The organism is Sulfitobacter sp. PR48 (assembly GCF_028807335.1).
Taxonomy (GTDB): Bacteria; Pseudomonadota; Alphaproteobacteria; order Rhodobacterales; family Rhodobacteraceae; genus Sulfitobacter.
Genome location: NZ_JARAMM010000001.1, coordinates 17,404 through 38,987 on the forward strand (window position 1 = coordinate 17,404; position 21,584 = coordinate 38,987).

Here is a 21,584-nt window from a genome sequence, read left to right on the forward strand (position 1 = left end):
GGTCGGTCACGATCCGGAACTTTTTCGTTACGCCGCGCGTTAGGTCCTTGGCCATCGGTCATTTACGTCCCTGGCCCTTTCGAAGGAGACTTGAGATGTTAAAATCATTTAGTAAATCCTGCATCGCTCTCGCCGCGCTGACTGCCATCAGCTTGCCCCTGACTGAAGCCAACGCCAAGCAGACCAGGATGGTCGTGCGCAACGACCCGTTCAGCAGCAGCAACCTCGTCGTGCCAAAGGGCTATTACCCGCCGGCCGGCTCTTGCCGTCTGTGGTATCCCGACCGCGCAAAAACAGCGCAACCTGCCATCGGCAGCTGTGACGTGGTTATTCCCCTGGGCGCCGTCCTGCTTCTGGGCTGACCTCAGAGCGCCCGACCTTAAACCCGAGACATGAATACCCTGCCGCGCCTGCGGCGCTCTCGGGGCAATCATGTCGCTGGATGCTTCAGGGTAAAGGTCGGGCGCTTTAAAGCGTTTCGCGATATACCTGAATCACTTGTTCGCTGCCTCTCCCTTCGGTCGAACGCGAAAAGTGATGCGGGATGTTTCAAGTTTATCCCGAAACGCTGTAGCAAAAGACAAACGGCCACGTGTTCCGGTGGCCGTTTACCGATCTGGCTCTATTCCGCCGCCTCGGCGTAGTCTTCCAGCGGCGGGCAGGTGCAGATCAGGTTCCGGTCACCGTGGACGTTGTCCACCCGGTTCACCGGCGGCCAGTATTTGTCCACCCGGAAGGCCCCCGGCGGGAAACACCCCTGTTCGCGGGTGTAGGGCCGGTCACCCCATTCGACCACCAGATCCTCCACCGTATGCGGCGCGTTCTTCAGCGGATTGTTCTCGCGCGGCATCTCGCCCGCCTCGATCGCGGCAATCTCGTCGCGGATCGCCAGCATCGCATCGCAGAATCGGTCGAGCTCGGCCTTGGTCTCGGATTCGGTCGGTTCGATCATCAGCGTTCCCGCCACCGGCCAGGACATGGTCGGCGCGTGGAATCCGCAGTCGATCAGACGCTTGGCGATGTCGTCCACCGTGACGCCCGCGCTTTCGTCATAGGGGCGGACGTCGATGATGCATTCATGCGCCACCCGGCCGGTCGGCCCCTTGTAAAGCACGTCGAACGCCCCTTCCAGCCGCTTGGCGATATAGTTGGCGTTCAGGATCGCGACGCGGGTGGCTTGTGTCAGCCCCTCGCCGCCCATCATCAGGCAATAGGACCATGAAATCGGCAGCAGCGAGGGCGAGCCATAGGGTGCGGCCGATACCGCCGCGCCGCCCGCGTTGGGATCGCCCGGCAGATGCGGGATCAGATGTGACTTGACGCCAATCGGCCCCATGCCGGGGCCACCGCCGCCATGCGGGATGCAAAAGGTCTTGTGCAGGTTCAGGTGGCTCACGTCGCCACCCAGATCGCCGGGCCGCGACAGCCCCACCATGGCGTTCATGTTGGCCCCGTCGATATAGACCTGGCCGCCGTATGCGTGGGTGATCTTTGTCACCTCGGTCACGGTTTCCTCGAACACGCCATGGGTCGAGGGATAGGTGATCATGCAGGCGGCAAGGTTATCGCCCGCCGCTTCCGCCTTGGCGCGGAAATCGTCCAGGTCAATGTCACCATTGGCCGCCGATTTCACCACGACCACCTTCCAGCCCACCATCTGTGCGGAGGCCGGGTTGGTGCCATGGGCGCTGACCGGGATCAGGCAGATGTTGCGGTGCCCCTGACCTTCGGCGCGGTGATAGGCGGCAATGGTCAGCAGCCCCGCATATTCCCCCTGCGCACCCGAATTGGGCTGCATCGAGATCGCGTCATAGCCGGTGATGTCGCAGAGTTTGGCGGACAGATCGTCGATCATCTCCTTGTAGCCCAGCGCCTGGTCGGCGGGGGCATAGGGGTGGATCAGCGAGAATTCCCGCCAGCTGACCGGCATCATCTCCGCCGCCGAATTCAGCTTCATCGTGCAGGAACCCAGCGGGATCATCGCGCGGTCCAGTGCCAGATCACGATCCGCCAGACGCCGCATGTAGCGCATCATCTCGGTCTCGGCCCGGTTCATGTGGAAAATCGGATGGGTCAGGTATTCGGAGCTGCGCAGCATCTCTTCCGGCACGCGGTACTCGGGGGCGAAATCGTTGTCCTCCTTGACGATGCCAAAGGCACGCCAGACCGCTTCGATGATCTTTGGCTGTGTGCGCTCGTCCAGTGAAATGCCGACGCGGAATTCGCCCACCTTGCGCAGGTTGACCCCTTCGTCCACCGCCGATTTCATCACGGCGGCCTGCAGCGGCCCCACATCGACAGTGATCGTGTCGAAGAAGGCCTGCGGGTCCACCTTGAAGCCTGCCTCTTCCAGCCCACGGGCCAGACGTACCGTCTTGCGGTGGATGCGCTGCGCGATGGCCTTCAGCCCCTCGGGGCCGTGGAACACCGCGTACATCGACGCCATGACCGCCAGCAGGGCCTGGGCGGTACAGACGTTGCTGGTCGCCTTCTCACGGCGGATATGCTGTTCGCGGGTCTGCAGGGACAGGCGGTAGGCGCGGTTGCCGTGGGTGTCGATGGACACACCCACGATCCGCCCCGGCATCGCGCGTTTGTAGGCGTCCTTGCAGGACATATAGGCCGCATGCGGGCCGCCGTAGCCTTCGGGCACCCCGAAACGCTGGGTCGAACCCACGGCGATGTCCGCGCCCATCGCGCCCGGCTCCTTGAGCAGGGTCAGCGACAAAGGATCGGCCGAGATGATACCGATGCCCTTGTGTTCATGCAGGGCCGCGATGCTGTCGGTGAAGTCGCGCACATGGCCATAGGTGCCCGGATACTGGAAGATCGCGCCGAACACCTCCGATGCCTCCATCTTGGCCGGGTCGCCGACCACGACCTCGATCCCCAGGGGGGCGGCGCGGGTCTTCATCACCGCAATGTTCTGGGGATGGCAATCGCGGTCGACAAAGAACTTCACCGCCTTCGATTTGGACACCCGCTGCGCCATGGTCATCGCCTCGGCGCAGGCGGTCGCCTCGTCCAGCAGGGAGGCATTGGCAACCTCCAGACCGGTCAGATCGCTGATCATGGTCTGGAAGTTCAGCAGCGCCTCAAGCCGTCCCTGGCTGATTTCCGGCTGATAGGGCGTATAGGCGGTGTACCAGGCCGGGTTTTCCAGGATGTTGCGCTGGATCGCGGGCGGCGTGACGGTGCCGTGATAGCCCTGGCCGATCAGGCTGGTCAGGACCCTGTTCTTGCCCGCCACCACGCGCATGTGCTCCAGCACCTCGCGTTCCGACTTTGCCCTGCCAAAGTCCAGCGACCCTTTCATGCGGATGCCCTTTGGCAGGGTGTCATCCATCAGGTCGCCAAGCGATTTCGCCCCCACGACCTTCAGCATGTCCGACATTTCAGCCGGTGACGGGCCGATGTGGCGGCGGTTGGCAAAATCATACGGCAGATAATCGGTCGGCTTGAAGCTCATCGCGACACCCTCATTCTTTTTGGCTTTCATATATCCCCGCCGGAGGCTCCGGCGGGTGCGGCCGGATCAGCCGATGAATTTCTGGTATCCGGCTTCGTCCATGAATTCGTCCAGCTGCGACGGGTCGCTGATCTTCATCTTGAAAAACCAGGCATCGCCCTGCGGGTCCTCGTTCACCAGGCTGGGATTCTCTGCCAGGGCACTGTTCACTTCGGTGATCTCGCCATCCACAGGCGCCAGGATGTCGGAGGCCGCCTTGACGCTTTCGATCACCACAACCTCGTCGTCCTTGCTGACGATGGTGCCTTCCTCCGGCAGTTCGACAAAGACCACATCGCCCAGTTGCTCGGCCGCATGGATGGTGATGCCGACCACCATTTCGCCGTCTTCCTCGCGCAGCCATTCATGTTCTTCGGTAAATTTCATGTCTTCTTCCCTGTTGACTTCATCGTTTGAAATTCGCCGCCACGAAGGGCAGCTTCGCCACGGTGAGGGGCAGTCTCTTGCCTCTGACCTCTCCCCAGAGGGATGTGCCGATCCCGGCAGACCCCGCCTCTACATAGCCCATCGCCACGGGTGTCCCAACGGTGGGCCCAAAGCCGCCCGATGTCACCTGCCCGACGCGGGTGCCACCCTCGGCGGCGTCGAAAACCTCGGTGCCTTCGCGCATCGGCGCGCGGCCTTCGGGCAGCAGGCCGACGCGCTTGCGCGCGGCCCCTTCGCTGATCTGGTCCAACACGATGGCCGCACCCGGAAAGCCACCCGCGCGGTCGCCCCCGGCGCGGCGCACCTTCTGGATCGCCCAGGTCAGCGCGCCTTCAACCGGGGTGGTGCCGGTGTCGATGTCATGTCCGTAAAGGCACAGTCCCGCCTCCAGCCGCAGCGAATCCCGCGCGCCGAGGCCGATGGCCTCGACCCCGTCCTGCGCCAGCAGGGTGCGGGTCAGGCCCTCTGCCCGGGCTTCCGGCACGGAAATCTCGAACCCGTCCTCTCCCGTGTAGCCGGAGCGCGAGGCCCAGACCGGCACGCCATCGAGTTCCAGATCGCGCAGATCCATGAACCCCATATCATCGGCGCGGCTGTCCAGCGCGGCGATCACCGCTGCCGCCGCCGGCCCCTGAAGCGCGATCAGCGCGCGGTCGGTCAGCGGGGTCACGGTCACTTCGGGTTCAAGGGCCGCTTTCATCCGGGCGATGTCGGCCTCCTTGCAGGCCGCGTTGACCACCACGAACAGGTCCCCGCCGCGCCGGGCGAACATCAGGTCATCCTCGATCCCGCCAGCGTCATTGGTGAAAAACCCGTAGCGCTGGCGCCCGTCCTCCAGGCCCAGCACATCCATCGGCACCAGAGTCTCAAAGGCGCGGGCGACCACGTCCCAGGACGGCCCCGACAGGATCACCTGCCCCATGTGGCTGACATCGAAAAGACCTGCCGCGTCGCGGGTATGCTGGTGTTCCTTCATCACGCCCAAAGGGTATTGCACCGGCATGGCATAGCCCGCAAAGGGCACCATTCGGGCACCCAGTTCCACATGCAGGTCAAAAAGGGCAGTATGTTTCAGATCATCCATCGGCGCAGCGTCCCATATTCCTGCCGCTGTCCCCAGGGATCAATCCGGCATCTTTCCCCCGCAGATCGCGGTCCAAGATGCCCCCTCTGTCCTTTCGCCTGAGATCGTTATCCCTTCGGCGGGTGCGTGTCGCACCACTCTCCAGAGTGTCGATATCCGGCACGGTCCCTGAGCCTGAGAGTTTCCGGGGCGGTTGCTCCTTCGGCATCGGTTGGTCCGATTCTCCCGTGGCGGATGTCCTTTGGTATGCCGGGGGCACATGGGGCGTCAAGCGGGGTTGTACGCCCCTGACATCAATGATCTGTTGCCCGCACAATTGACGGACCCCGGACAGCATGACCCCCTATTTTTTCGGCTATGGCAGCCTTGTGAACCGCCAGACCCACAATTACCCCGACGCCCATCCCGCCCGGTTGCGCGGCTGGCGGCGGGCCTGGGTGCGCACAGCGGTGCGTGATCTTGTGTTTCTCAGCGTGGTCGAGGACCCCGGCACCACCATCGACGGGTTGATTGCGGCCGTGCCGGGGGCCGACTGGGCCGCGCTGGATGCCCGCGAAGCAGGTTACGCGCGGCTGTCATCGGGCGGTGCGGTGATCCATCCGATCAGCCCCGCGCCGGACATCGCCCATTATGCGGTGCCGCCCGCCGACACCGGGGTGCCGGGCGACCATGCCATCCTGCTGAGCTATCTCGACGTGGTGGTGCAGGGTTTCCTGCATGAATTCGGCGAGGCGGGGGTTGCCGCGTTCTTTGACACCACCGATGGCTGGGACACGCCGGTACTGAACGACCGTGCCGCACCGCGTTATCCCCGGCACAAGGTGTTGTCGGCGGCGGAAACAGCGCTGGTGGACGATCACCTCGCGCGGTTATCGGCGCGCGTGGAATAGGGTCATCAGGCGGCCCTCCCGCCCGAAAATCTCCTTGCCGCGCCCCTCTGGCTTGCCGCCACGCGCGATGCAGCGCAGCGCCATGACCCAGGCCACCACGCCAAAGACGACACCGGCCAGCGACTGGCCCACCAGCACACCGGGGGCGTCCCCGATGGCCGCGCAGATCCAGACCAGCGGAATCAGGGCCACCGCGTTGCGGCCCCAGTTGGTTACCGTGGAGAGGAACGGCTGGCCGAGGTTGTTGAACACGGCATTTGCCACGAACAGCACGCCGGGAAAGAAGAAGGCGAGCGAGAGCGGGCCGCAGAACAGATAGATCAGGTCGCGGGCGACGCCGGTCGCGTTGAAGAGATCGGCAATCGGCGCGCGCAGCGCAAACAGCACCGCAGACACGCTCAGGATCACCAATGCGACAAAAATGACCGCCGCGGTGAAGCCGCGCCGGACCCGCGCCATGTTGCCCGCGCCATAGTTCTGGCCGATGATCGGCCCCACCGCCCCCGAAAGGGCAAAGACCACGGCAAAGGCAACCGGCATCAGCCGCGCCACCACAGCCATGCCTGCCACCGCATCCTCGCCGTATTCGGCCATGACGCGGGTGATATAGGCCTGCCCCACCGGGGTTGCGACCTGCGCGAGGATGGTCGGAAAGGCGATGGCGATCACCGGGGCAAGGTCGCGCAGCATGCCCTTGAAATGGGGCCGCACCAGGGCGTCATAGACCTTGATCAGGGGCCAGATCGCCATGCCTGAAATCGCCACCCGCGCAACAAAGGAGGCGATGGCGGCCCCGGTCAGTTCAAGGTCCAGCCCGAAGATCAGGATCGGATCCAGCACCGCGTTGACGATACCGCCGACAATCGTGGCCATCATCGCCCGTCGCGCATCGCCATGGGCGCGCAGGATGGCGGACCCCATCATGCCGACCATCAGGAAGGGCACCGAGGGCACGACGATCTGCAGGAAATGTATCGCCTGTCCGGCGGTCTCTCCGCGCGCGCCCAGCATGTTGACCAGCCAGGGCAGCGCCGACCAGACCACGATGGAAAAGACAATGCCGAACATCAGCCCATAGAGCAGCGCATGGGTCGAGCGTTCGCGCGCCAGCACGGGATCATTCGCGCCCAGCGCCCGGGCCACCAGCGCGCCCGCGGCGATGCCCATGCCGATGCCGAAAGAGGCGGTAAAGAACAGGATCGCGCCGGCATAGCCCACCGCCGCCGCCAGTTCCGACCGCCCCAGCATCGAGATGAAGATCATATCGACAAAGTCGACCAGGAAGACGGCCATCAGACCGATGGAGGAGGTCAAGGCCATGACCGCAACATGCACAAACAGGTTGCCGGTCAGGAACTTGGCCTGCGCCCCTTCAGGCATGACAGGCCCCGGCGTGCGGCGCGCTCCTGCGCCGGTCCTGTCGGACGCAGGTCACCCGCGCGCTTTCACGACCCGCAGCAGGGGCATTACAGCAGCCATTTCCGGCCCGTGTTCCTGCCCTGTCAGCGCCAGCCGCAGGGGTCGGAACAGCCCGCGGCCCTTGCGGCCTGTCGCCTCCTTGACGGCGCCGGTCCAACTGGACCAGGTGGTCTCGTCAAAGGGCATCTCGGGCAAGAGCGCCATGGCTTCGGCGACAAAGGCTTCGTCACCGTCCTCGATCACCGGGTCGGCGCCGTCGCGGAACATTTCCCACCAGGGTTTGAGGTCATGCAGCGTTTCGATGTTTTCCCGTGTGACAGCCCAGAACTGCGCCGCCTGCGCCTGCGGCACGCCCAGACCGGCAATCGTCTCCGCGACATCCTCGGCGGTGCGGGTCTGCAGGTAGCGGCCGGTCAGCGGGAACAGGTCCTGCACGTCGAATTTCGTCGGGGCAGAGCCGAAGCGTTCGATGTCGAAACCCTCGATCAGCGCGGCCATGTCGGTGCGCAGTTCCACCGGGTCGGAGGAGCCCAGCCGCGCCATCAGGCTGAGCAGGGCAAAGGGTTCGACACCCTGTTCGCGCAGATCGCGCAGCGCCAGGGTGCCGAGGCGTTTGGACAGCGCCTCGCCCTGGGGGCCGGTCAGCAGCGAATGGTGGGCAAAGGCGGGGTGATCAAAGCCCAGCGCCTGCATGATCTGGATCTGGGTCGCCGTGTTGGTCACATGGTCAGACCCGCGCACCACATGGGTCACGCCCATCTCGGTGTCATCGACGACAGAGGCCAGGGTGTAGAGGATCTGCCCGTCGCCCCGGATCAGCACCGGGTCGCTGACGCTGGCCGCGTCGATTGAAATATCGCCAAGGATGCCGTCGGCCCATTCGATCCGGCTCTGGTCCAGCTTGAACCGCCAGACACCGCTGCCGCGCTCGGCCCGCAGCGCGTCCTTCTGTGCATCGGTCAGGGACAGCGCCGCGCGGTCATAGACCGGTGGCTTGCCCATGTTCAGCTGTTTCTTGCGCTTGAGGTCCAGCTCGGTCGGGGTCTCGAAAGCCTCATAGAACCGGCCCTTGGCGCGCAGTTCGTCGGCGGCGGCGTGATAGCGGTCCAGCCGTTCCGACTGGCGCTCCACCCGGTCCCATTCCAGCCCCAGCCAGGTCAGGTCCTGCTTGATGCCGTCGACATATTCTTCCTTCGACCGCTCCGGGTCGGTGTCGTCGATGCGCAGGATGAAGGTGCCGCCCGCCTTGCGCGCGATCAGGTAGTTCATCAGCGCCGTGCGCAGGTTGCCCACGTGGATGTAACCGGTGGGGGAAGGGGCGAAACGGGTGACGGTATCGGCGGACATGCTGTTCTCCTTGGACCCCGGTCAAGTGTCACAGAGCCGAATGTTTGTCTAGGTCGGATGCACCGGCCAGCGCTTCGCGAGGTCGGCCAGTCCGGCGCGGATCAGTTCCTCCAGCACCTCCATGTCCGCCTCCGCCAGCTTGTTGAGGTAAAGGCAAGACATGCCCTTTGCATTTTTGCCGAGCCGGGTCAGGATCGGGCCGAAATCGGAATATCCTGGCATCACGTATATTGACAGCCTGGCCTTGCGGGGTGCGAAACCCGTCGCGAGAAAGTTGCCGCTGCGGCCCGATGCATAGGTGTAATCATACGTCCCGTACCCCAGCATCCCGCCGCGCCAGAGCACCGGCTTCCAGCCTGTGACCCGTTGAAAGAAGGCGTCGAGTTCAACCGCCTCGCGGTGCCGCCTCTCGGGGGTGACCCCGGCGAGGAAAGTGGGGACGTCTGTCATCGCACCTGCTCCTGACGAAAATATGATGGCAGCCCGCCCGGAATTGTATTGGCGGGCAGCAAAGAGAGGCTACCATTCCGACAACCAGTAATAAACCAAAGGACCAAGCCATGCGAAACAGCCTCAAGATGTCCCGCCGCAGCGCCCTTGCCGGTGCCGCTGCACTGCCATTGGCCGCGATGGCGACCTCTGCCCGCGCCGAAGCGCCGATCATGGGTGCGGGCAGCGCGCCGTTCCGGCGTGTCTCGCTTGGCGGTTATGATGTCACGACGATCCTCGCGGGCACCCGCCCGGTCGAAGCGCCGCATGACATCTTTGGCCTGAACGTGGATCACGAGACTTTCGAAAGCGTGTCCCGGGCCGCGCATATCCCGACGGAGGTTGCGCAGTTCTTCTTCACGCCCACGGTGGTCAACACCGGGTCGGAACTGGTCCTTTTCGATACCGGGCTGAGCGCCGAAGGCACGCTGGCGGCGCTGCAGGCGGCGGGATATGCCGCCGATCAGGTGGACATTGTGGTGCTGACCCATATGCACGGCGATCACATCGGCGGGCTGATGACGGGCGATGCGCCGACCTTTCCCAATGCGCGCTATGTCACCGGCCAGGTGGAGTTCGATGCCTGGTCCGAGATGGACAACGAAGGATTCAATACCAAGGTCAAGCCGCTGGCAGAGCAGATGACGTTCCTGGATGACGGCGGGTCGGTTGCCTCTGGCATCACGGCGATGGCGGCCTTTGGCCATACGCCGGGCCACATGGCCTACATGATCGAATCCGACGGCAGGCAACTGGTGCTCGGGGCGGATTTCGCGAACCATTATGTCTGGTCGCTGGCCCATCCGGACTGGGAGGTAAAATTCGATCAGGACAAGGCAGCCGCCGCCGCGACCCGCCGTCGCCTGCTGGACATGCTGGCGACCGATGGCATCCCCTTTGTCGGCTATCACATGCCCTTCCCCGCCTTCGGCTATGTGGAGACGCGGGAGGACGGGTTTGCCTATCTGCCGCACAGCTATCAGCTGATGCTGTGAGATGATGCGCCCGGCGAGGGGCCGCCCCGTGCCGGGTTGTCAGCGCCGCGCCTGAAGCTCCCGAGCGAGGACCGCCACCAGTTCCGCTGCGGGCAGGGTCCGGGCCAGCGGGGCGCCCTGCCCGGCCCATTGCGCACCAAAGCCATGTTCACCGGCGGCTTTTGCGGCGGCATGCAGCGCCTTGCCTGCGTCATAGGCGATCGGATAGGCGGGCGGCGTGCCGCCCTGTGCGACGCTGTCGCTGGCCGTGAACCGGTTTTCGAGCGCGCGGGCCGGACGACCGGAAATGACCGGGGTCAGGCGCGTGTGATAGCCCCCCGGCCCATGCAGCGCCGCGCGGTAGGCGTCATCAGCGGCAGATTCGGCACAGTCGATGAAGGCGGTGCCAAGCTGCGCCGCGACAGCCCCCAGATTCAGCGCGGCGGCGATGCCCCCGCCATCCATGATCCCGCCCGCCGCGATCACCGGCAGGTCGATTTCAGCGGTCAGCAGCCGGGTCAGCGCGAAGGTGCCAAGCTGCGGGTCGGGAGCCGCGCAGTCAAACACGCCGCGGTGGCCGCCCGCTTCGATCCCCTGGGCAACGATGCCGTGCATGCCCGCAGCCCTGATGCGGCGCGCCTCTTCCAGGTTCGTCGCCGTCGCCAGAAGGGTGATGCCCGCATCGCGCAGCGCCGTGACAGCCTGTGGTGTGGGAAGGCCGAAGTGAAAGCTGACAACCGCCGGACGGGTCTCGACCAGCAGGGAAAGCATGTCGGGGTTGTCGTTGAAACTTTGATAGATCGTATGCAGTTCTGCGGGCGGCTCGGCACCAAATTCGGCAAAGAGCGGGCGCAGAAGGTCGAGCCAGGCGCGCTCCGCCTGCGGGTCCGCCTGTGGCGTCTCATGGGTGAAGACATTGACGTTGAAGGGGTGATCTGTCGCGGCGCGGGTCTCCGCGATCATTTGCGCGGCACCGGCAACATCGGTCGCCCCCACGCCAATCGCGCCCAGCCCGCCCGCGTTTGACACCGCCGCGGCCATACGAGGGGTCGAAACCCCGGCCATCGGGGCCTGAAAGATCGGAAGTTGAATGCCAAGACTGTCCAGCATGCAGCACCTTTTGACAAAAGCGGCGGTCAGCGCACCCGCCGGGTGAAATTACTGATCGCTGGGCGGGGTTTCGTCACTGGGCGGGGTGGTCTCCGCTGCCGCGGCACCATCGCCGGACGCAGGATCCGTCAGCGCGCCATTGTCCCAGTCGCCGCTGGCCTGTTCGCCCGAGGCATAGCGCATGGTGCCGGTGCCCTGACGCTTGCCCGCCTTGAAGGTGCCTTCGTAGACGTCGCCATTGGCATAGGTGGCAACGCCCTGGCCCTCGATCTCGCCCCGGGTCCATTCACCGTCATAGACAAAGCCGTTCGCCATGGTGATCTTGCCGCGTCCGTGGCGCTTGCCGTCTTCGAAGTTGCCCGCATAGACCGTCCCGTCGGGATAGGTCGCGGTGCCCATGCCGTGACGCTGGCCGTCTTTCCACATGCCCTCGTAACGATAGCCGTCAGCATAGGTCATCACGCCCTGCCCCTCGTTGCGGGCATTGGAAAAGCCGCCCTCGTAGACAACCCCGTTGGGATAGGTCGCGCGGCCCTCGCCCTCGATCACGCCGGCCGACCAGGCGCCTTCATAGGTGGAGCCGTCGGGATAGGTGATCTTGCCCTGTCCATCGGCCAGGTCGTCGCGGAATTCACCGACATAGACCGAACCGTCAGGATAGGTCACCTGGCCTTCGCCCTCGATCTGTCCGGCCACCCAGGACCCGGTATAGACATAGCCATCCGCGCCCGTGAAAGTCCCCTGCCCGTCGCGCCGGTCATCCTTGAAGGAGCCGACATAGGTGTCGCCATTGGCATAGGTCACCTTGCCCTGCCCCTCGCGGCGTCCGGCCACGAGGTTGCCCTCGTAGACATCGCCGTTGGGCTGGGTCAGCGTGCCGGTGCCCTCGATCTGGCCGTCCTGCCAGAGCCCGACATAGACCAGACCGTCGGGCATGGTCAGCGTGCCCTCGCCATTGCGCTTGCCCGCCTCGATCGCGCCTTCATAGACCGCGCCGTCCGGATAGGTGATGGTGCCGGTGCCCTGTTTGACACCTTCGATCCAGTCGCCCTTGTATTCATAGCCGCCGGGGCTTTGCATCACGCCCTTGCCGTGGTGCTTGGCATTGCGGAAACCGCCCTCGTAGCGCACCCCGTTGGCGTAAAGCGCGACACCCTGGCCCATGATCGCGCCTGCCACCCAGTCGCCTTCATAGGTGCCGCCATCGGCAAAGGTGATCTTGCCGAAACCCTCCGGCTTCCCTTTTGAGAAATTGCCCTCGTAGATGGACCCGTTGGGAAAGCGTGCGACGCCCTCGCCCTTGATCTCGCCATCTTCCCAGTTGCCGGAATATTCATAGCCATTGGGCAGCTTGTAGGTGCCCTGCCCGTGTTGCAGGCCGCCGCGGAACGCCCCTTCATAGACGCCGCCATCGTCGTATTGCTTGGTCAGGACCTGCCCCTCCTGCGCCAGGGCCGGCACAGCAAGCAGGGAAAGGCACAAGATCATCGAACGAAAGGACATCGGCATACCCGTATTGTTTGCGCCGCGCATCAGGCGGGGTCGCCGGTAAGCCTAAGCAATGGGGCATAGAGGGGCAATCGTCTTTTGCGCCACATCCGCTCACCTCGCGCCAAACCGCCGCAATCGGGATCACCGGGCGCGGGGCGGCGCGGTTTTTCTTTCCACCTGCCCCCTGCGAGGGGCGGCATTGCGGCATCCTTTGGGCTTTTCCCCCCTGACTGATCTGTTACATCCGGGGCAGACCAAACCGCAAAGGCGTTTCCATGGCAGACCGTTTCCGCATCACCCTTGGCCAATTGAACCCCACCGTGGGCGATCTTGCGGGCAATGCCGCGCTGGCGGCAAGGACCTGGGCAGAGGGCAAGGCGGCGAATGCCGACCTTGTGGCGCTGCCGGAAATGTTCATCACCGGCTACAACGCCCAGGATCTGGTGATGAAACGGGCGTTTCAACTGGATGTGATGACCCATATCGACCAATTGGCAAAGGACTGCGCCGACGGTCCGGCGCTGGCCATCGGCGCGCCCTGGGCGGAGGGGACAGAGCTGTTCAACGCCTATCTGATCCTCAAGAACGGCAGGATCGCCAACCGCACGCTCAAGCACAACCTGCCCAACGAGACGGTCTTTGACGAGGTTCGCATCTTTGATTCCGGTCCGCTGGGCGGCCCCTATGCGGTGGGCAACACCCGTGTCGGCAGCCCGATCTGCGAGGACGCCTGGCACCCGGAGGTGTCGGAGACCCTGGCCGAGACCGGGGCGGAGTTCCTGCTGGTGCCGAACGGGTCGCCCTATTACCGGGGCAAGCTGGACACCCGCATGAACATGATGGTCGCCCGCGTTGTCGAAACCGGGCTGCCGCTGATCTATCTCAACATGGTGGGCGGACAGGACGATCAGGTGTTCGACGGTGCCTCCTTTGCGCTGAATCCCGGCGGCAGGCTGGCAATGCAGATGCCTGCCTTCGATGAAATGGTGCATCACGTCGATCTGGAACGCGGACCGGAGGGCTGGCGCGTCGTGCAACAGCCGTTTGCCTCGTTGCCCGACGCCTGGGAGCAGGATTACCGCGTCATGGTGCAGGGGCTGCGCGACTACATGGCAAAGACCGGGTTCAGACAGGTGCTGCTGGGCCTGTCGGGCGGCATCGATTCGGCTATCGTCGCCACCATCGCGGTGGATGCCCTGGGCGCGGAGAACGTGCGCTGCGTGATGCTGCCTTCGGAATATACCTCGCAATCCTCGCTCGACGATGCGGAGGCCGTGGCAAAGGCGCTTGGCTGCCGTTATGACTATGTGCCGATCAGGGAAGGGCGTCAGGCGATCACCAACACCCTCGCCCCGCTGTTCGAAGGGCGCGATGCGGACCTGACCGAGGAAAACATCCAGTCCCGCCTGCGCGGCCTGCTGCTGATGGCGATGTCCAACAAATTCGGGGAAATGCTGCTGACCACCGGCAACAAGTCAGAGGTCGCGGTAGGCTATGCCACGATCTATGGCGACATGGCGGGCGGCTACAACCCGATCAAGGATCTCTACAAGACCCGCGTGTTCGAGACCTGCCGCTGGCGCAATGAAAACCACCGTGACTGGATGATGGGGCCTGCCGGTGCCGTGATCCCCGACAATATCATCACCAAGCCGCCCAGCGCCGAGCTGCGCGAGGATCAAAAGGACAGCGACAGCCTGCCCGATTATCCGGAACTGGATGCAATCCTGGACATTCTGGTGGATCAGGACGGGTCGGTCGCCGATTGCGTCGCCGCAGGGTTTGAACGCGATGTGGCGAAAAAGGTCGAGCACCTGATCTACATCAGCGAATACAAGCGCTTTCAATCCGCACCCGGCCCGCGCCTGACCAAGGGGGCCTTCTGGCTGGACCGGCGTTATCCCATCGTGAACCGCTGGCGCGATCCGTCCTGAAAGGCGCGCCGCGCCTCAGGTCTCCCAGGGGGCGACGCGGGCGATTTCCGCGTCGGACCAGCCGAAATGATGGGCGAATTCGTGGATTGTGACATGGGCGATCAGATCCTCGATCTCCACGTTCCCGCGCAGACGCCATTCGTGCAGGATCGGTTCGCGGAACAGCCAGACCGTATCGGGCTGCATCGCCATGTCGAGCACTGATTTGCGGGTCATCGGGATGCCTTCGTAAAGCCCTGTGAGCCGGACAGGTTCGGCGATCTGCAGGGCGGCCAGCATCTCTTTCGTCGGCCAGTCTGTCACCCGCAGCAGCACCTGCCGCGCCGCGTCGCGGAAGGGCGGCGGGAAACCCTCGACCGTGCGCAGGGCGATATCTTCGAAACTGTCGAGGTCTGGGGCATCCGGGGTCATTCAGTTGATATGGTCAGGCGCGGGGCAAAGTAAAAGAGCGGCCGGGAATCTGACAATTTCGCACAGTGCCTGTGCATGCCCGAGCGGAACCAAAGCGCGCGCCCGGCCATTGGTCCAGCGAACAAAACCCAAGGAGCCGCACATGGCCAACCCCAAGATCGCCATCATCTTCTACACCACCTACGGAACAAACCATCAGATTGCGCTGGCCGCGCAGGAAGCCGCGGAAGCGGCGGGTGCCGAGGTCCGCCTGCGCCGCGCCGCCGAAACCGCGCCGCAATCCGTCGTCGACGGTCAGGAGCCCTGGAAGGCCCAGCTGGAAAAGATGAAGGACATTCCCGAAGTCTCCCACGATGACATGACATGGGCGGACGGTTATTTCTTCTCTGTCCCGACGCGATACGGCAACCTGCCCAGCCAGATGGCCGCGTTTATCGACACGCTTGGCCCGCTCTGGCAGCAGGGCAAGCTGGTGAACAAGACCATCACCGCGACGACCTCGGCGCAGACCGCTCATGGCGGGCGCGAAGGCACGATCCAGAACCTTTACAAATCGGCCATGCACTGGGGCACCATCATCGTCGCGCCGGGCTATGCGGATGAGGTCAAGTTCGAAGACGGGAACCCCTATGGCTATTCCGGCACGGCGGGCAAGTTCGACGACCTCGGCAAGAAATCGGTCGGGTTTCAGGCCAAGCGCCTGGTGGAGATCACCGCCAGGCTCAACGGCTGACACAATGGCATTCGGGTCGCGTCGTGATCGGCGCGGCCCCGCGCAAACGATCATGTGATTTGTACCGGAAACGCCGGTATGCCAAAGGATGCCCATGCGTATTTCAGCCCTGTTGCTTGCCCTGATCTCTGCTTCACCCGCCTTTGCCTGTGGTGCCGACACGGATTGCGTGCTGGGCGACAGGACCTACCGTATCGCAATGCCCGAAGGCTATGATGGCAAGACCCCGGTGGGGGCGCTGGTCTGGTCGCACGGCTACCGCGGCTCTGCCGCCGGGGCGATGCGCAACGGCAGCCTGCGCCGCATGGTATCGGACGCAGGATTGGCCCTGATTGCCGCGCAGGGCGTGGACGGGTCGTGGGATTTGCCCAAGGGGCCTGGCACTTTCGACAGCACCGGCGCGGCGGAATTCGACTATTTCGATGCGGTTCTGGCCGATGCGCAGGCGCGTTTCGCCATCGACCCGGAACGGATCATCGTCTCCGGTTTTTCGGCAGGCGGAATGATGGTCTGGAACCTGGCCTGCAGCCACCCGCAGGGTTTTGCGGGTTTCATCCCGATGTCCGGCACCTTCTGGCTGGAACCGCCCGAGACCTGCGCGCAGCCGGTATCCTCCATCGTTCACATTCACGGCGACGCGGACAACACCGTGCCACTGGATGGCCGCGCCATCAACGAGACCAGACAGGGCAAGGTATCGGATGCGCTTGCCCTTTACACGGATTTCGGCGGCTTTGGCCCGGCACAACCTGCCAGCGCAGGCGATCTGACCTGCGAAGACAAAACCAATGCATCAGGCGAAATCCTTGATTTCTGCCTGTTTCCCGGCGGCCATTCCTTTCGCACCGAACATCTGCTTTACGGGATCGAACAGTTGAAAGAGGCCGGGCAGCTTTGATTTGCTGCCGGCCGGTCAGGACGCCGCTGCGCCCGACACCCCGAACCTGCGATCGAATGCCGCGCGCCCCGCGGCGCTGAAGTCGATCACGCGGGTGCCCTCGACCCTCTTGCACCAGCCCAGCACCTGCATCCGTGCCAGCATTGCCCGTCCGACCGCGCCTGCCAGATGATTGCGCCGCGCGCTCCAGTCCAGGCAGGGCCGGCACATCGGCACGCGACCCTTTTGCAGCGCCGCGACATCAACGCCGAAATCCGCCAGCAAGGCATTGCCCTCTTCGGTGAGGATCAGCGCAGGCCCGTCTTCGGCAATCGCGCCACGGGCCAGCAGCCCCTGATAGAGCGCGATGCCCCGTTCCCCGGCCAGATGGTTGTAGCAGACACGCGCCTCGCGCAGGGCCAGATCGCGCGGCCCGGTCCGGGTGCGCAGGTGGCCTGCCCCCGCCGCAAGACCCATCAGCGCCTCCAGCGCATGGCCGACCTCTGCACCGGCAAGGGTGAAATACTTGTGCCGCCCGGACTTGCGGTGGGCGATCAGCCTGCCGTCCTCCAGCTTGGCCAGATGGGTGCTGGCTGTCTGCACGGTCACCCCCGCCTCTGCCGCCAGTTCAGTGGCGGTCAGGGCCTTGCCGCTCATCAGCGCGCCCAGGATATTGGCGCGTGCCGGATCTCCGATCAGGGCTGCAATGCGGGATATGTCAGGGCCTTCTTTCATACTTCGACCCTAGTCGAAGCATTGGGTGCGTTCAATAGGCTAGACCGGAGGTGCAAACATGAAGGACACCCCATGCTGACCTGTATCATCAAATATGAAATCGACCCTACCAAACACGATCAATTCCGCCAATACGCCCGCAACTGGGGACAGGCGATTCCGCGTTGCGGCGCCGACCTGATCGGCTATTTCGCCCCGCATGAGGGGTCATCGACCCTTGCATATGGCATTTACAACATTCCCAGCCTGGCCGCCTATGAAGCCTACCGCGCCCGGCTGGCCGAAGACCCGCTGGGCCGGGAAAACTATGCTTTCGCCCAGTCGGAGAAATTCCTCTTGCGCGAGGAGCGGACCTTTCTGAAACTGGCCTCCAGCCCGCATGGAGCCGCCACATGATCGCTGTCATCTTCGAAGTCATGCCGCACCCGGATCGCCGCCAGGATTACCTCGACATTGCCGCCGCGATGCGCCCGCTGGTGGACGAGGTCGAGGGGTTCATCTCTGTCGAGCGGTTCCAGAGCCTGACGAATCCGGACAAGCTGCTGTCGCTGTCGTTTTTCGAGGATGAGGCCGCCGTTGCGCGCTGGCGCAAGCTGACGGCACATCGCGGCGCACAGGCGAAGGGGCGGGACGGAATCTTTACCGATTATCACCTGCGCATCGCCCATGTGATCCGCGACTATGGCATGTTCGACCGCGCCGAGGCCCCGCAAGACAGCCGCGCAGCGCATGACTGAGGGGTGAGGCAGGCTGTTGAAGGCCGGATGACTTTGGCCTTCCTGCGCTCCATTGATCCGAAGGGAAAAGCGACCTCCGGGGTGACATCAGGCGCAGGCCGGGCGGGGCGCATTTGGGTCGTTGACGCTGTATCAAATTTTTAGGCTCTGGACCCATTAATTCTATATACTCAGTTTGACAGATTTTTTCGCAGACAAGAAGCATCTGCGCAAGAATAGTGGTTCTATTTCAAGCAGATGCGCCGCAGGCTGCGGGAAAATCCGTCAAACCCGGAGGGCGGCGATTTCACTTCATTTCAACGTCTTGGGTCGCTTGCAAATAGAACCACTATTGGCTGCACGCCCCAAACCATTGAAATTTCGTGAAATCGCCGCTGAGCATATAGAATCAATGGGTCCAGAGCCTAAGGTCCGGGGTCGGCGCGAACTGACTTCACCGCAAAGCGCATTGCCCCCTTTCCATTTGAAAAACGCGGCGTATAAATAGCGGCATGACACACGCCGCCCATATCCCGACCCTGCCGCGCCCCTGCGCGGCGCTGCTGCGTGCCAACCTGCTGCTGCTAATCCGCCTCTGAGCGTGCCATCCGGCGCGTCCGCTCAGAGGGATGGTGACGCGCCATGGATTTACAGCAGAACAGAGAGAACCCGACATGAATACCCAATCCCAAGACCGCGTCTTGATCTTTGACACAACCTTGCGCGATGGCGAACAAAGCCCCGGCGCCACCATGACCCACGCCGAAAAGCTGGAAATCGCCAGCCTTCTGGACGAAATGGGTGTCGATATCATCGAGGCCGGGTTTCCCATCGCTTCGGAAGGCGACTTTGCCGCCGTTTCCGAAATCGCGCGCCAGTCGCAGAACGCGGTGATCTGCGGCCTTGCCCGCGCGCAGCTGCCCGACATCGACCGCTGCTGGGAGGCGGTGAAACATGCGCGCCAGCCGCGCATCCACACTTTCATCGGCACCTCGCCCCTGCACCGGGCGATCCCGAACCTGACCATGGACGAAATGGCAGAGCGCATCCACGACACGGTCACCCATGCCCGCAACCTCTGCGACAACGTGCAATGGTCCCCGATGGATGCCACCCGGACCGAGCTTGATTACCTCTACCGGGTGGTCGAGATCGCGATCAAGGCCGGGGCGACAACGATCAACATCCCCGATACGGTGGGCTACACCGCGCCGCGCGAAAGCGCCGATCTGATCCGCAAACTGCTTGAGAATGTTCCCGGCGCGGACGAGATCGTCTTTGCCACCCATTGCCACAACGACCTTGGCATGGCGACGGCCAACAGCCTTGCCGCGGTCGAGGCGGGCGCGCGTCAGGTCGAATGCACGATCAACGGATTGGGTGAACGGGCGGGCAATACCGCATTGGAAGAAGTCGTGATGGCCCTGCGCGTGCGCAACGACATCATGCCCTTCCAGACCGGGATCGACTCGACCAAGATCATGAACATCTCGCGCCGGGTCGCATCTGTCAGCGGCTTTGCCGTGCAGTTCAACAAGGCGATCGTCGGCAAGAACGCCTTTGCCCATGAATCCGGCATCCACCAGGACGGCATGCTCAAGAACGCCGAGACCTTCGAGATCATGCGCCCCGAAGACGTTGGCCTGACCGAGACCAATATCGTCATGGGCAAACATTCGGGCCGGGCGGCCCTGCGCTCCAAGCTCGAAGACCTCGGATACGAGCTGGGCGACAACCAGCTCAAGGATGTCTTTGTGCGGTTCAAGGAACTGGCCGACCGGAAAAAGGAAATCTACGAGGACGACCTGATTGCGCTGATGCGCACCGCCACCGACCCCGAGGAAGACCGCGTCACGCTGGTGTCGATGCATGTGGTCTGCGGGACCGAAGGGCCGAACCAGGCGCGGATGACGCTGAACGTGGACGGTGCCGAACAGACCACCGAACAGACCGGCGATGGTCCGGTCGATGCGGCCTTCAACTGCGTCAAGGCGCTGGTGCCGCATGAGGCGCGGCTGCAGCTTTACCAGGTGCATGCGGTCACCGAAGGCACCGATGCGCAGGCCACGGTCTCTGTCCGGATCGAAGAGGACGGGCGGATCGTGACCGGCCAGTCGGCGGATACCGACACGGTTGTCGCCTCCACCCGCGCCTATATCCACGCGCTGAACCGCCTGCTGGTGCGCCGCGAAAAGGGCGGCACCGACAAGCGCGAGGTCAGCTACAAGGACGTGTCCTGAGCGCGGATCACAAGGTATCCACCCGGCCGGAGGACAGGATGAGCGGACCACTCAAAGGGTTGAAGGTCGTGGAGATGCAAGGGCTTGGCCCCGCCCCGCTGGCGGGCCAGCTGCTGGCTGACCTCGGGGCGGAGGTCACGTTGATCACCCGAAAATCCGGCCCGGCCGATCCGACCGACATCAACAACCGCGGCAAACGCTCTGTCGCGCTGAACCTCAAATCAGACGAGGGGCGCGCCGTGGCGATGTCCATGATCGCGCGCGCCGACGTGCTGATCGAAGGGTTCCGCCCCGGCGTGATGGAGCGGATGGGGCTGGGACCGGCGGAGTGCCTGGCGCAGCACCCAGGCCTAGTCTTTGGCCGGATGACAGGCTGGGGCCAGGACGGGCCGCTGGCGCAGACGGCCGGGCATGACATCAACTATCTGGGGCTTACCGGATTTCTGCAGGCCACCGGTGCTGCGGACGGCACCCCGATGCCGCCGCTCAACATCGGGGCCGATTACGGCGGCGGCACGATGTTCCTGTTGTTTGGCATCATGGCCGCCCTTTTTGAGCGGCAGACATCCGGCAAGGGTCAGGTGATTGACGCCGCGATGGTCGATGGCGCATCCGCGATGATGGCGCTGGTACATGCCTTTATCGCGCGCGGCCAATGGTCCGAAATGCGCGAGGCCAACCTGCTGGATGGCGGAGCGCCCTTTTACCGGACCTATGAATGTGCAGATGGAAAATTCCTTGCGGTCGGGCCGCTGGAACCTCAGTTCTTTGCGGAACTGGTGCGCCTTGCCGGCCTGCCGCAGGATCATATGGCCAGCCAGATGGACAGCGTCACCTGGCCCGAAAGGCGCGCGGCCTATGCCGAGGTCTTCAGGCGCAAGACCCGCGATGAATGGGCTGCCATTTTCGACGGCACCGACGCCTGTGCAACCCCCGTCCTGACCTGGTCCGAAGCCCCCGAACATCCGCAGATGGCGGCGCGCGGCACCTTTACCGAAGTGGCCGGGGTCACCCAGGCCGCCCCGGCGCCCCGGTTCTCGCGCAGCACGCCAGACGATCTGCAAAGCCCCCCGGCCCCGGGATCTGATACTGAGGCGACCCTGCGCGAACTCGGCTATGATGATGCCGCCATTGCCCGGTTGCGCAACGCAGCTGTCCTGACCTGAACCGGCACCGCCG

General features: G+C 64.0%; 20 protein-coding genes and 1 riboswitch. Of the genes, 10 read left to right on the top strand and 10 right to left on the bottom strand.

The genetic code is table 11. The annotated features are described in order from the left end of the window. Window positions 1-95: 95 nt before the first annotated feature. Window positions 96-362 carry a hypothetical protein gene (locus PVW51_RS00090; RefSeq protein ID WP_269364202.1) on the top strand — a complete coding sequence of 89 codons (267 nt, stop codon included), beginning with the start codon at window positions 96-98 and terminating at the stop codon, window positions 360-362. A 260-nt stretch (window positions 363-622) separates the two neighbouring features. Here the strand turns inward: PVW51_RS00090 and gcvP are convergent, their stop codons facing one another. The 3 genes from gcvP to gcvT form a co-directional block, all read right to left on the bottom strand. After that, on the bottom strand, window positions 623-3,469 hold the full coding sequence (gene gcvP, locus PVW51_RS00095) for an aminomethyl-transferring glycine dehydrogenase (RefSeq protein WP_274573510.1): 2,847 nt from the start codon (window positions 3,467-3,469) through the stop codon (window positions 623-625). Between the two features lie 66 nt (window positions 3,470-3,535). Then, window positions 3,536-3,928 carry a glycine cleavage system protein GcvH gene (gene gcvH, locus PVW51_RS00100; RefSeq protein WP_269364238.1) on the bottom strand — a complete coding sequence of 131 codons (393 nt, stop codon included), beginning with the start codon at window positions 3,926-3,928 and terminating at the stop codon, window positions 3,536-3,538. Then, window positions 3,915-5,039, bottom strand: a complete 1,125-nt coding sequence (gene gcvT / locus PVW51_RS00105) for a glycine cleavage system aminomethyltransferase GcvT (protein ID WP_274573134.1) — start codon at window positions 5,037-5,039, stop codon at window positions 3,915-3,917. Before gcvT ends, gcvH begins: the two co-directional genes overlap by 14 nt. 152 nt (window positions 5,040-5,191) lie before the next feature. Further along, window positions 5,192-5,277, bottom strand: a riboswitch (glycine riboswitch). A 97-nt stretch (window positions 5,278-5,374) separates the two neighbouring features. On the opposite strand from gcvT, the gene PVW51_RS00110 reads away from it, so the two are divergent. Continuing rightward, entirely contained in the window at window positions 5,375-5,929 is a 555-nt protein-coding gene (locus PVW51_RS00110) for a gamma-glutamylcyclotransferase family protein (RefSeq protein WP_269364199.1), read from the top strand. Here PVW51_RS00110 and PVW51_RS00115 read toward each other — a convergent pair. The 3 genes from PVW51_RS00115 to PVW51_RS00125 are packed head-to-tail and all read right to left on the bottom strand — an operon-like array spanning window position 5,909 to window position 9,145. After that, the gene (locus tag PVW51_RS00115) at window positions 5,909-7,309 is read right to left on the bottom strand and encodes an MATE family efflux transporter (protein ID WP_274573135.1); all 1,401 of its coding nucleotides are present in this window, start codon (window positions 7,307-7,309) and stop codon (window positions 5,909-5,911) included. The two genes, PVW51_RS00110 and PVW51_RS00115, sit on opposite strands and share 21 nt — an antisense overlap. A 51-nt stretch (window positions 7,310-7,360) precedes the next feature. Continuing rightward, the gene (gene gltX / locus PVW51_RS00120) at window positions 7,361-8,695 is read right to left on the bottom strand and encodes a glutamate--tRNA ligase (RefSeq protein WP_274573136.1); all 1,335 of its coding nucleotides are present in this window, start codon (window positions 8,693-8,695) and stop codon (window positions 7,361-7,363) included. Window positions 8,696-8,743: 48 nt separating this feature from the next. Then, a complete protein-coding gene (locus PVW51_RS00125; protein WP_274573137.1) occupies window positions 8,744-9,145 on the bottom strand; it encodes a DUF1801 domain-containing protein in 402 nt (133 codons plus the stop codon). A gap of 110 nt (window positions 9,146-9,255) precedes the next feature. Between PVW51_RS00125 and PVW51_RS00130 the strand changes: the two genes are divergently transcribed. Continuing rightward, window positions 9,256-10,179 carry an MBL fold metallo-hydrolase gene (locus tag PVW51_RS00130; RefSeq protein WP_274573138.1) on the top strand — a complete coding sequence of 308 codons (924 nt, stop codon included), beginning with the start codon at window positions 9,256-9,258 and terminating at the stop codon, window positions 10,177-10,179. Window positions 10,180-10,218: 39 nt separating this feature from the next. On the opposite strand, the gene PVW51_RS00135 is transcribed toward PVW51_RS00130, so the two are convergent. Continuing rightward, on the bottom strand, window positions 10,219-11,268 hold the full coding sequence (locus PVW51_RS00135; RefSeq protein ID WP_274573139.1) for an NAD(P)H-dependent flavin oxidoreductase: 1,050 nt from the start codon (window positions 11,266-11,268) through the stop codon (window positions 10,219-10,221). Between the two features lie 48 nt (window positions 11,269-11,316). After that, window positions 11,317-12,771: an MORN repeat-containing protein gene (locus PVW51_RS00140; protein WP_274573140.1), complete on the bottom strand. Its 1,455-nt coding sequence runs from the start codon at window positions 12,769-12,771 to the stop codon at window positions 11,317-11,319. A 263-nt stretch (window positions 12,772-13,034) separates the two neighbouring features. On the opposite strand from PVW51_RS00140, the gene PVW51_RS00145 reads away from it, so the two are divergent. Beyond that, window positions 13,035-14,693 (top strand): NAD+ synthase, encoded by a 1,659-nt coding sequence (locus PVW51_RS00145; protein WP_274573141.1) that lies wholly within the window; start codon window positions 13,035-13,037, stop codon window positions 14,691-14,693. Between the two features lie 15 nt (window positions 14,694-14,708). On the opposite strand, the gene PVW51_RS00150 is transcribed toward PVW51_RS00145, so the two are convergent. Continuing rightward, window positions 14,709-15,104, bottom strand: a complete 396-nt coding sequence (locus tag PVW51_RS00150; protein WP_269364182.1) for a metallopeptidase family protein — start codon at window positions 15,102-15,104, stop codon at window positions 14,709-14,711. Between the two features lie 142 nt (window positions 15,105-15,246). Here PVW51_RS00150 and PVW51_RS00155 point away from each other — a divergent pair, with 142 nt between their 5' ends. Together PVW51_RS00155 and PVW51_RS00160 are read left to right on the top strand one after the other, a co-directional pair. Next, window positions 15,247-15,837 (top strand): NAD(P)H-dependent oxidoreductase, encoded by a 591-nt coding sequence (locus PVW51_RS00155; RefSeq protein WP_274573142.1) that lies wholly within the window; start codon window positions 15,247-15,249, stop codon window positions 15,835-15,837. 94 nt (window positions 15,838-15,931) lie between these two features. Next, on the top strand, window positions 15,932-16,735 hold the full coding sequence (locus PVW51_RS00160) for an alpha/beta hydrolase family esterase (RefSeq protein WP_274573143.1): 804 nt from the start codon (window positions 15,932-15,934) through the stop codon (window positions 16,733-16,735). Window positions 16,736-16,750: 15 nt separating this feature from the next. On the opposite strand, the gene PVW51_RS00165 is transcribed toward PVW51_RS00160, so the two are convergent. Then, the gene (locus tag PVW51_RS00165; RefSeq protein ID WP_274573144.1) at window positions 16,751-17,449 is read right to left on the bottom strand and encodes an ArsR/SmtB family transcription factor; all 699 of its coding nucleotides are present in this window, start codon (window positions 17,447-17,449) and stop codon (window positions 16,751-16,753) included. Window positions 17,450-17,521: 72 nt separating this feature from the next. Between PVW51_RS00165 and PVW51_RS00170 the strand changes: the two genes are divergently transcribed. The 4 genes from PVW51_RS00170 to PVW51_RS00185 all read left to right on the top strand — a co-directional run bounded on the left by PVW51_RS00170 (window position 17,522) and on the right by PVW51_RS00185 (window position 21,571). Beyond that, complete coding sequence (locus PVW51_RS00170; RefSeq protein WP_269364175.1) at window positions 17,522-17,845, top strand: NIPSNAP family protein; 324 nt, start codon at window positions 17,522-17,524, stop codon at window positions 17,843-17,845. Then, entirely contained in the window at window positions 17,842-18,186 is a 345-nt protein-coding gene (locus tag PVW51_RS00175; protein ID WP_114277441.1) for an antibiotic biosynthesis monooxygenase family protein, read from the top strand. The genes PVW51_RS00170 and PVW51_RS00175 overlap by 4 nt, the downstream gene beginning before the upstream one ends. 653 nt (window positions 18,187-18,839) lie before the next feature. Beyond that, window positions 18,840-20,405 carry a 2-isopropylmalate synthase gene (locus tag PVW51_RS00180; protein ID WP_274573145.1) on the top strand — a complete coding sequence of 522 codons (1,566 nt, stop codon included), beginning with the start codon at window positions 18,840-18,842 and terminating at the stop codon, window positions 20,403-20,405. Window positions 20,406-20,443: 38 nt separating this feature from the next. Then, window positions 20,444-21,571 carry a CaiB/BaiF CoA transferase family protein gene (locus PVW51_RS00185; RefSeq protein WP_274573146.1) on the top strand — a complete coding sequence of 376 codons (1,128 nt, stop codon included), beginning with the start codon at window positions 20,444-20,446 and terminating at the stop codon, window positions 21,569-21,571. The last annotated feature ends 13 nt before the right edge of the window (window positions 21,572-21,584 follow it).

Coding starts and splice junctions, on each gene's coding strand:
- PVW51_RS00155 (WP_274573142.1), top strand. CDS start 15,247: ATGGCCAACCCCAAGATCGCCATCATCTTCTACACCACCTACGGAACA.
- gcvT (WP_274573134.1), bottom strand. CDS start 5,039: ATGGATGATCTGAAACATACTGCCCTTTTTGACCTGCATGTGGAACTG.
- PVW51_RS00135 (WP_274573139.1), bottom strand. CDS start 11,268: ATGCTGGACAGTCTTGGCATTCAACTTCCGATCTTTCAGGCCCCGATG.
- PVW51_RS00130 (WP_274573138.1), top strand. CDS start 9,256: ATGCGAAACAGCCTCAAGATGTCCCGCCGCAGCGCCCTTGCCGGTGCC.
- PVW51_RS00110 (WP_269364199.1), top strand. CDS start 5,375: ATGACCCCCTATTTTTTCGGCTATGGCAGCCTTGTGAACCGCCAGACC.
- PVW51_RS00115 (WP_274573135.1), bottom strand. CDS start 7,309: ATGCCTGAAGGGGCGCAGGCCAAGTTCCTGACCGGCAACCTGTTTGTG.
- PVW51_RS00175 (WP_114277441.1), top strand. CDS start 17,842: ATGATCGCTGTCATCTTCGAAGTCATGCCGCACCCGGATCGCCGCCAG.
- PVW51_RS00165 (WP_274573144.1), bottom strand. CDS start 17,449: ATGAAAGAAGGCCCTGACATATCCCGCATTGCAGCCCTGATCGGAGAT.
- gltX (WP_274573136.1), bottom strand. CDS start 8,695: ATGTCCGCCGATACCGTCACCCGTTTCGCCCCTTCCCCCACCGGTTAC.
- PVW51_RS00090 (WP_269364202.1), top strand. CDS start 96: ATGTTAAAATCATTTAGTAAATCCTGCATCGCTCTCGCCGCGCTGACT.
- PVW51_RS00170 (WP_269364175.1), top strand. CDS start 17,522: ATGCTGACCTGTATCATCAAATATGAAATCGACCCTACCAAACACGAT.
- PVW51_RS00150 (WP_269364182.1), bottom strand. CDS start 15,104: ATGACCCCGGATGCCCCAGACCTCGACAGTTTCGAAGATATCGCCCTG.
- PVW51_RS00160 (WP_274573143.1), top strand. CDS start 15,932: ATGCGTATTTCAGCCCTGTTGCTTGCCCTGATCTCTGCTTCACCCGCC.
- PVW51_RS00185 (WP_274573146.1), top strand. CDS start 20,444: ATGAGCGGACCACTCAAAGGGTTGAAGGTCGTGGAGATGCAAGGGCTT.
- PVW51_RS00125 (WP_274573137.1), bottom strand. CDS start 9,145: ATGACAGACGTCCCCACTTTCCTCGCCGGGGTCACCCCCGAGAGGCGG.
- PVW51_RS00140 (WP_274573140.1), bottom strand. CDS start 12,771: ATGTCCTTTCGTTCGATGATCTTGTGCCTTTCCCTGCTTGCTGTGCCG.
- PVW51_RS00180 (WP_274573145.1), top strand. CDS start 18,840: ATGAATACCCAATCCCAAGACCGCGTCTTGATCTTTGACACAACCTTG.
- gcvP (WP_274573510.1), bottom strand. CDS start 3,469: ATGAGCTTCAAGCCGACCGATTATCTGCCGTATGATTTTGCCAACCGC.
- PVW51_RS00145 (WP_274573141.1), top strand. CDS start 13,035: ATGGCAGACCGTTTCCGCATCACCCTTGGCCAATTGAACCCCACCGTG.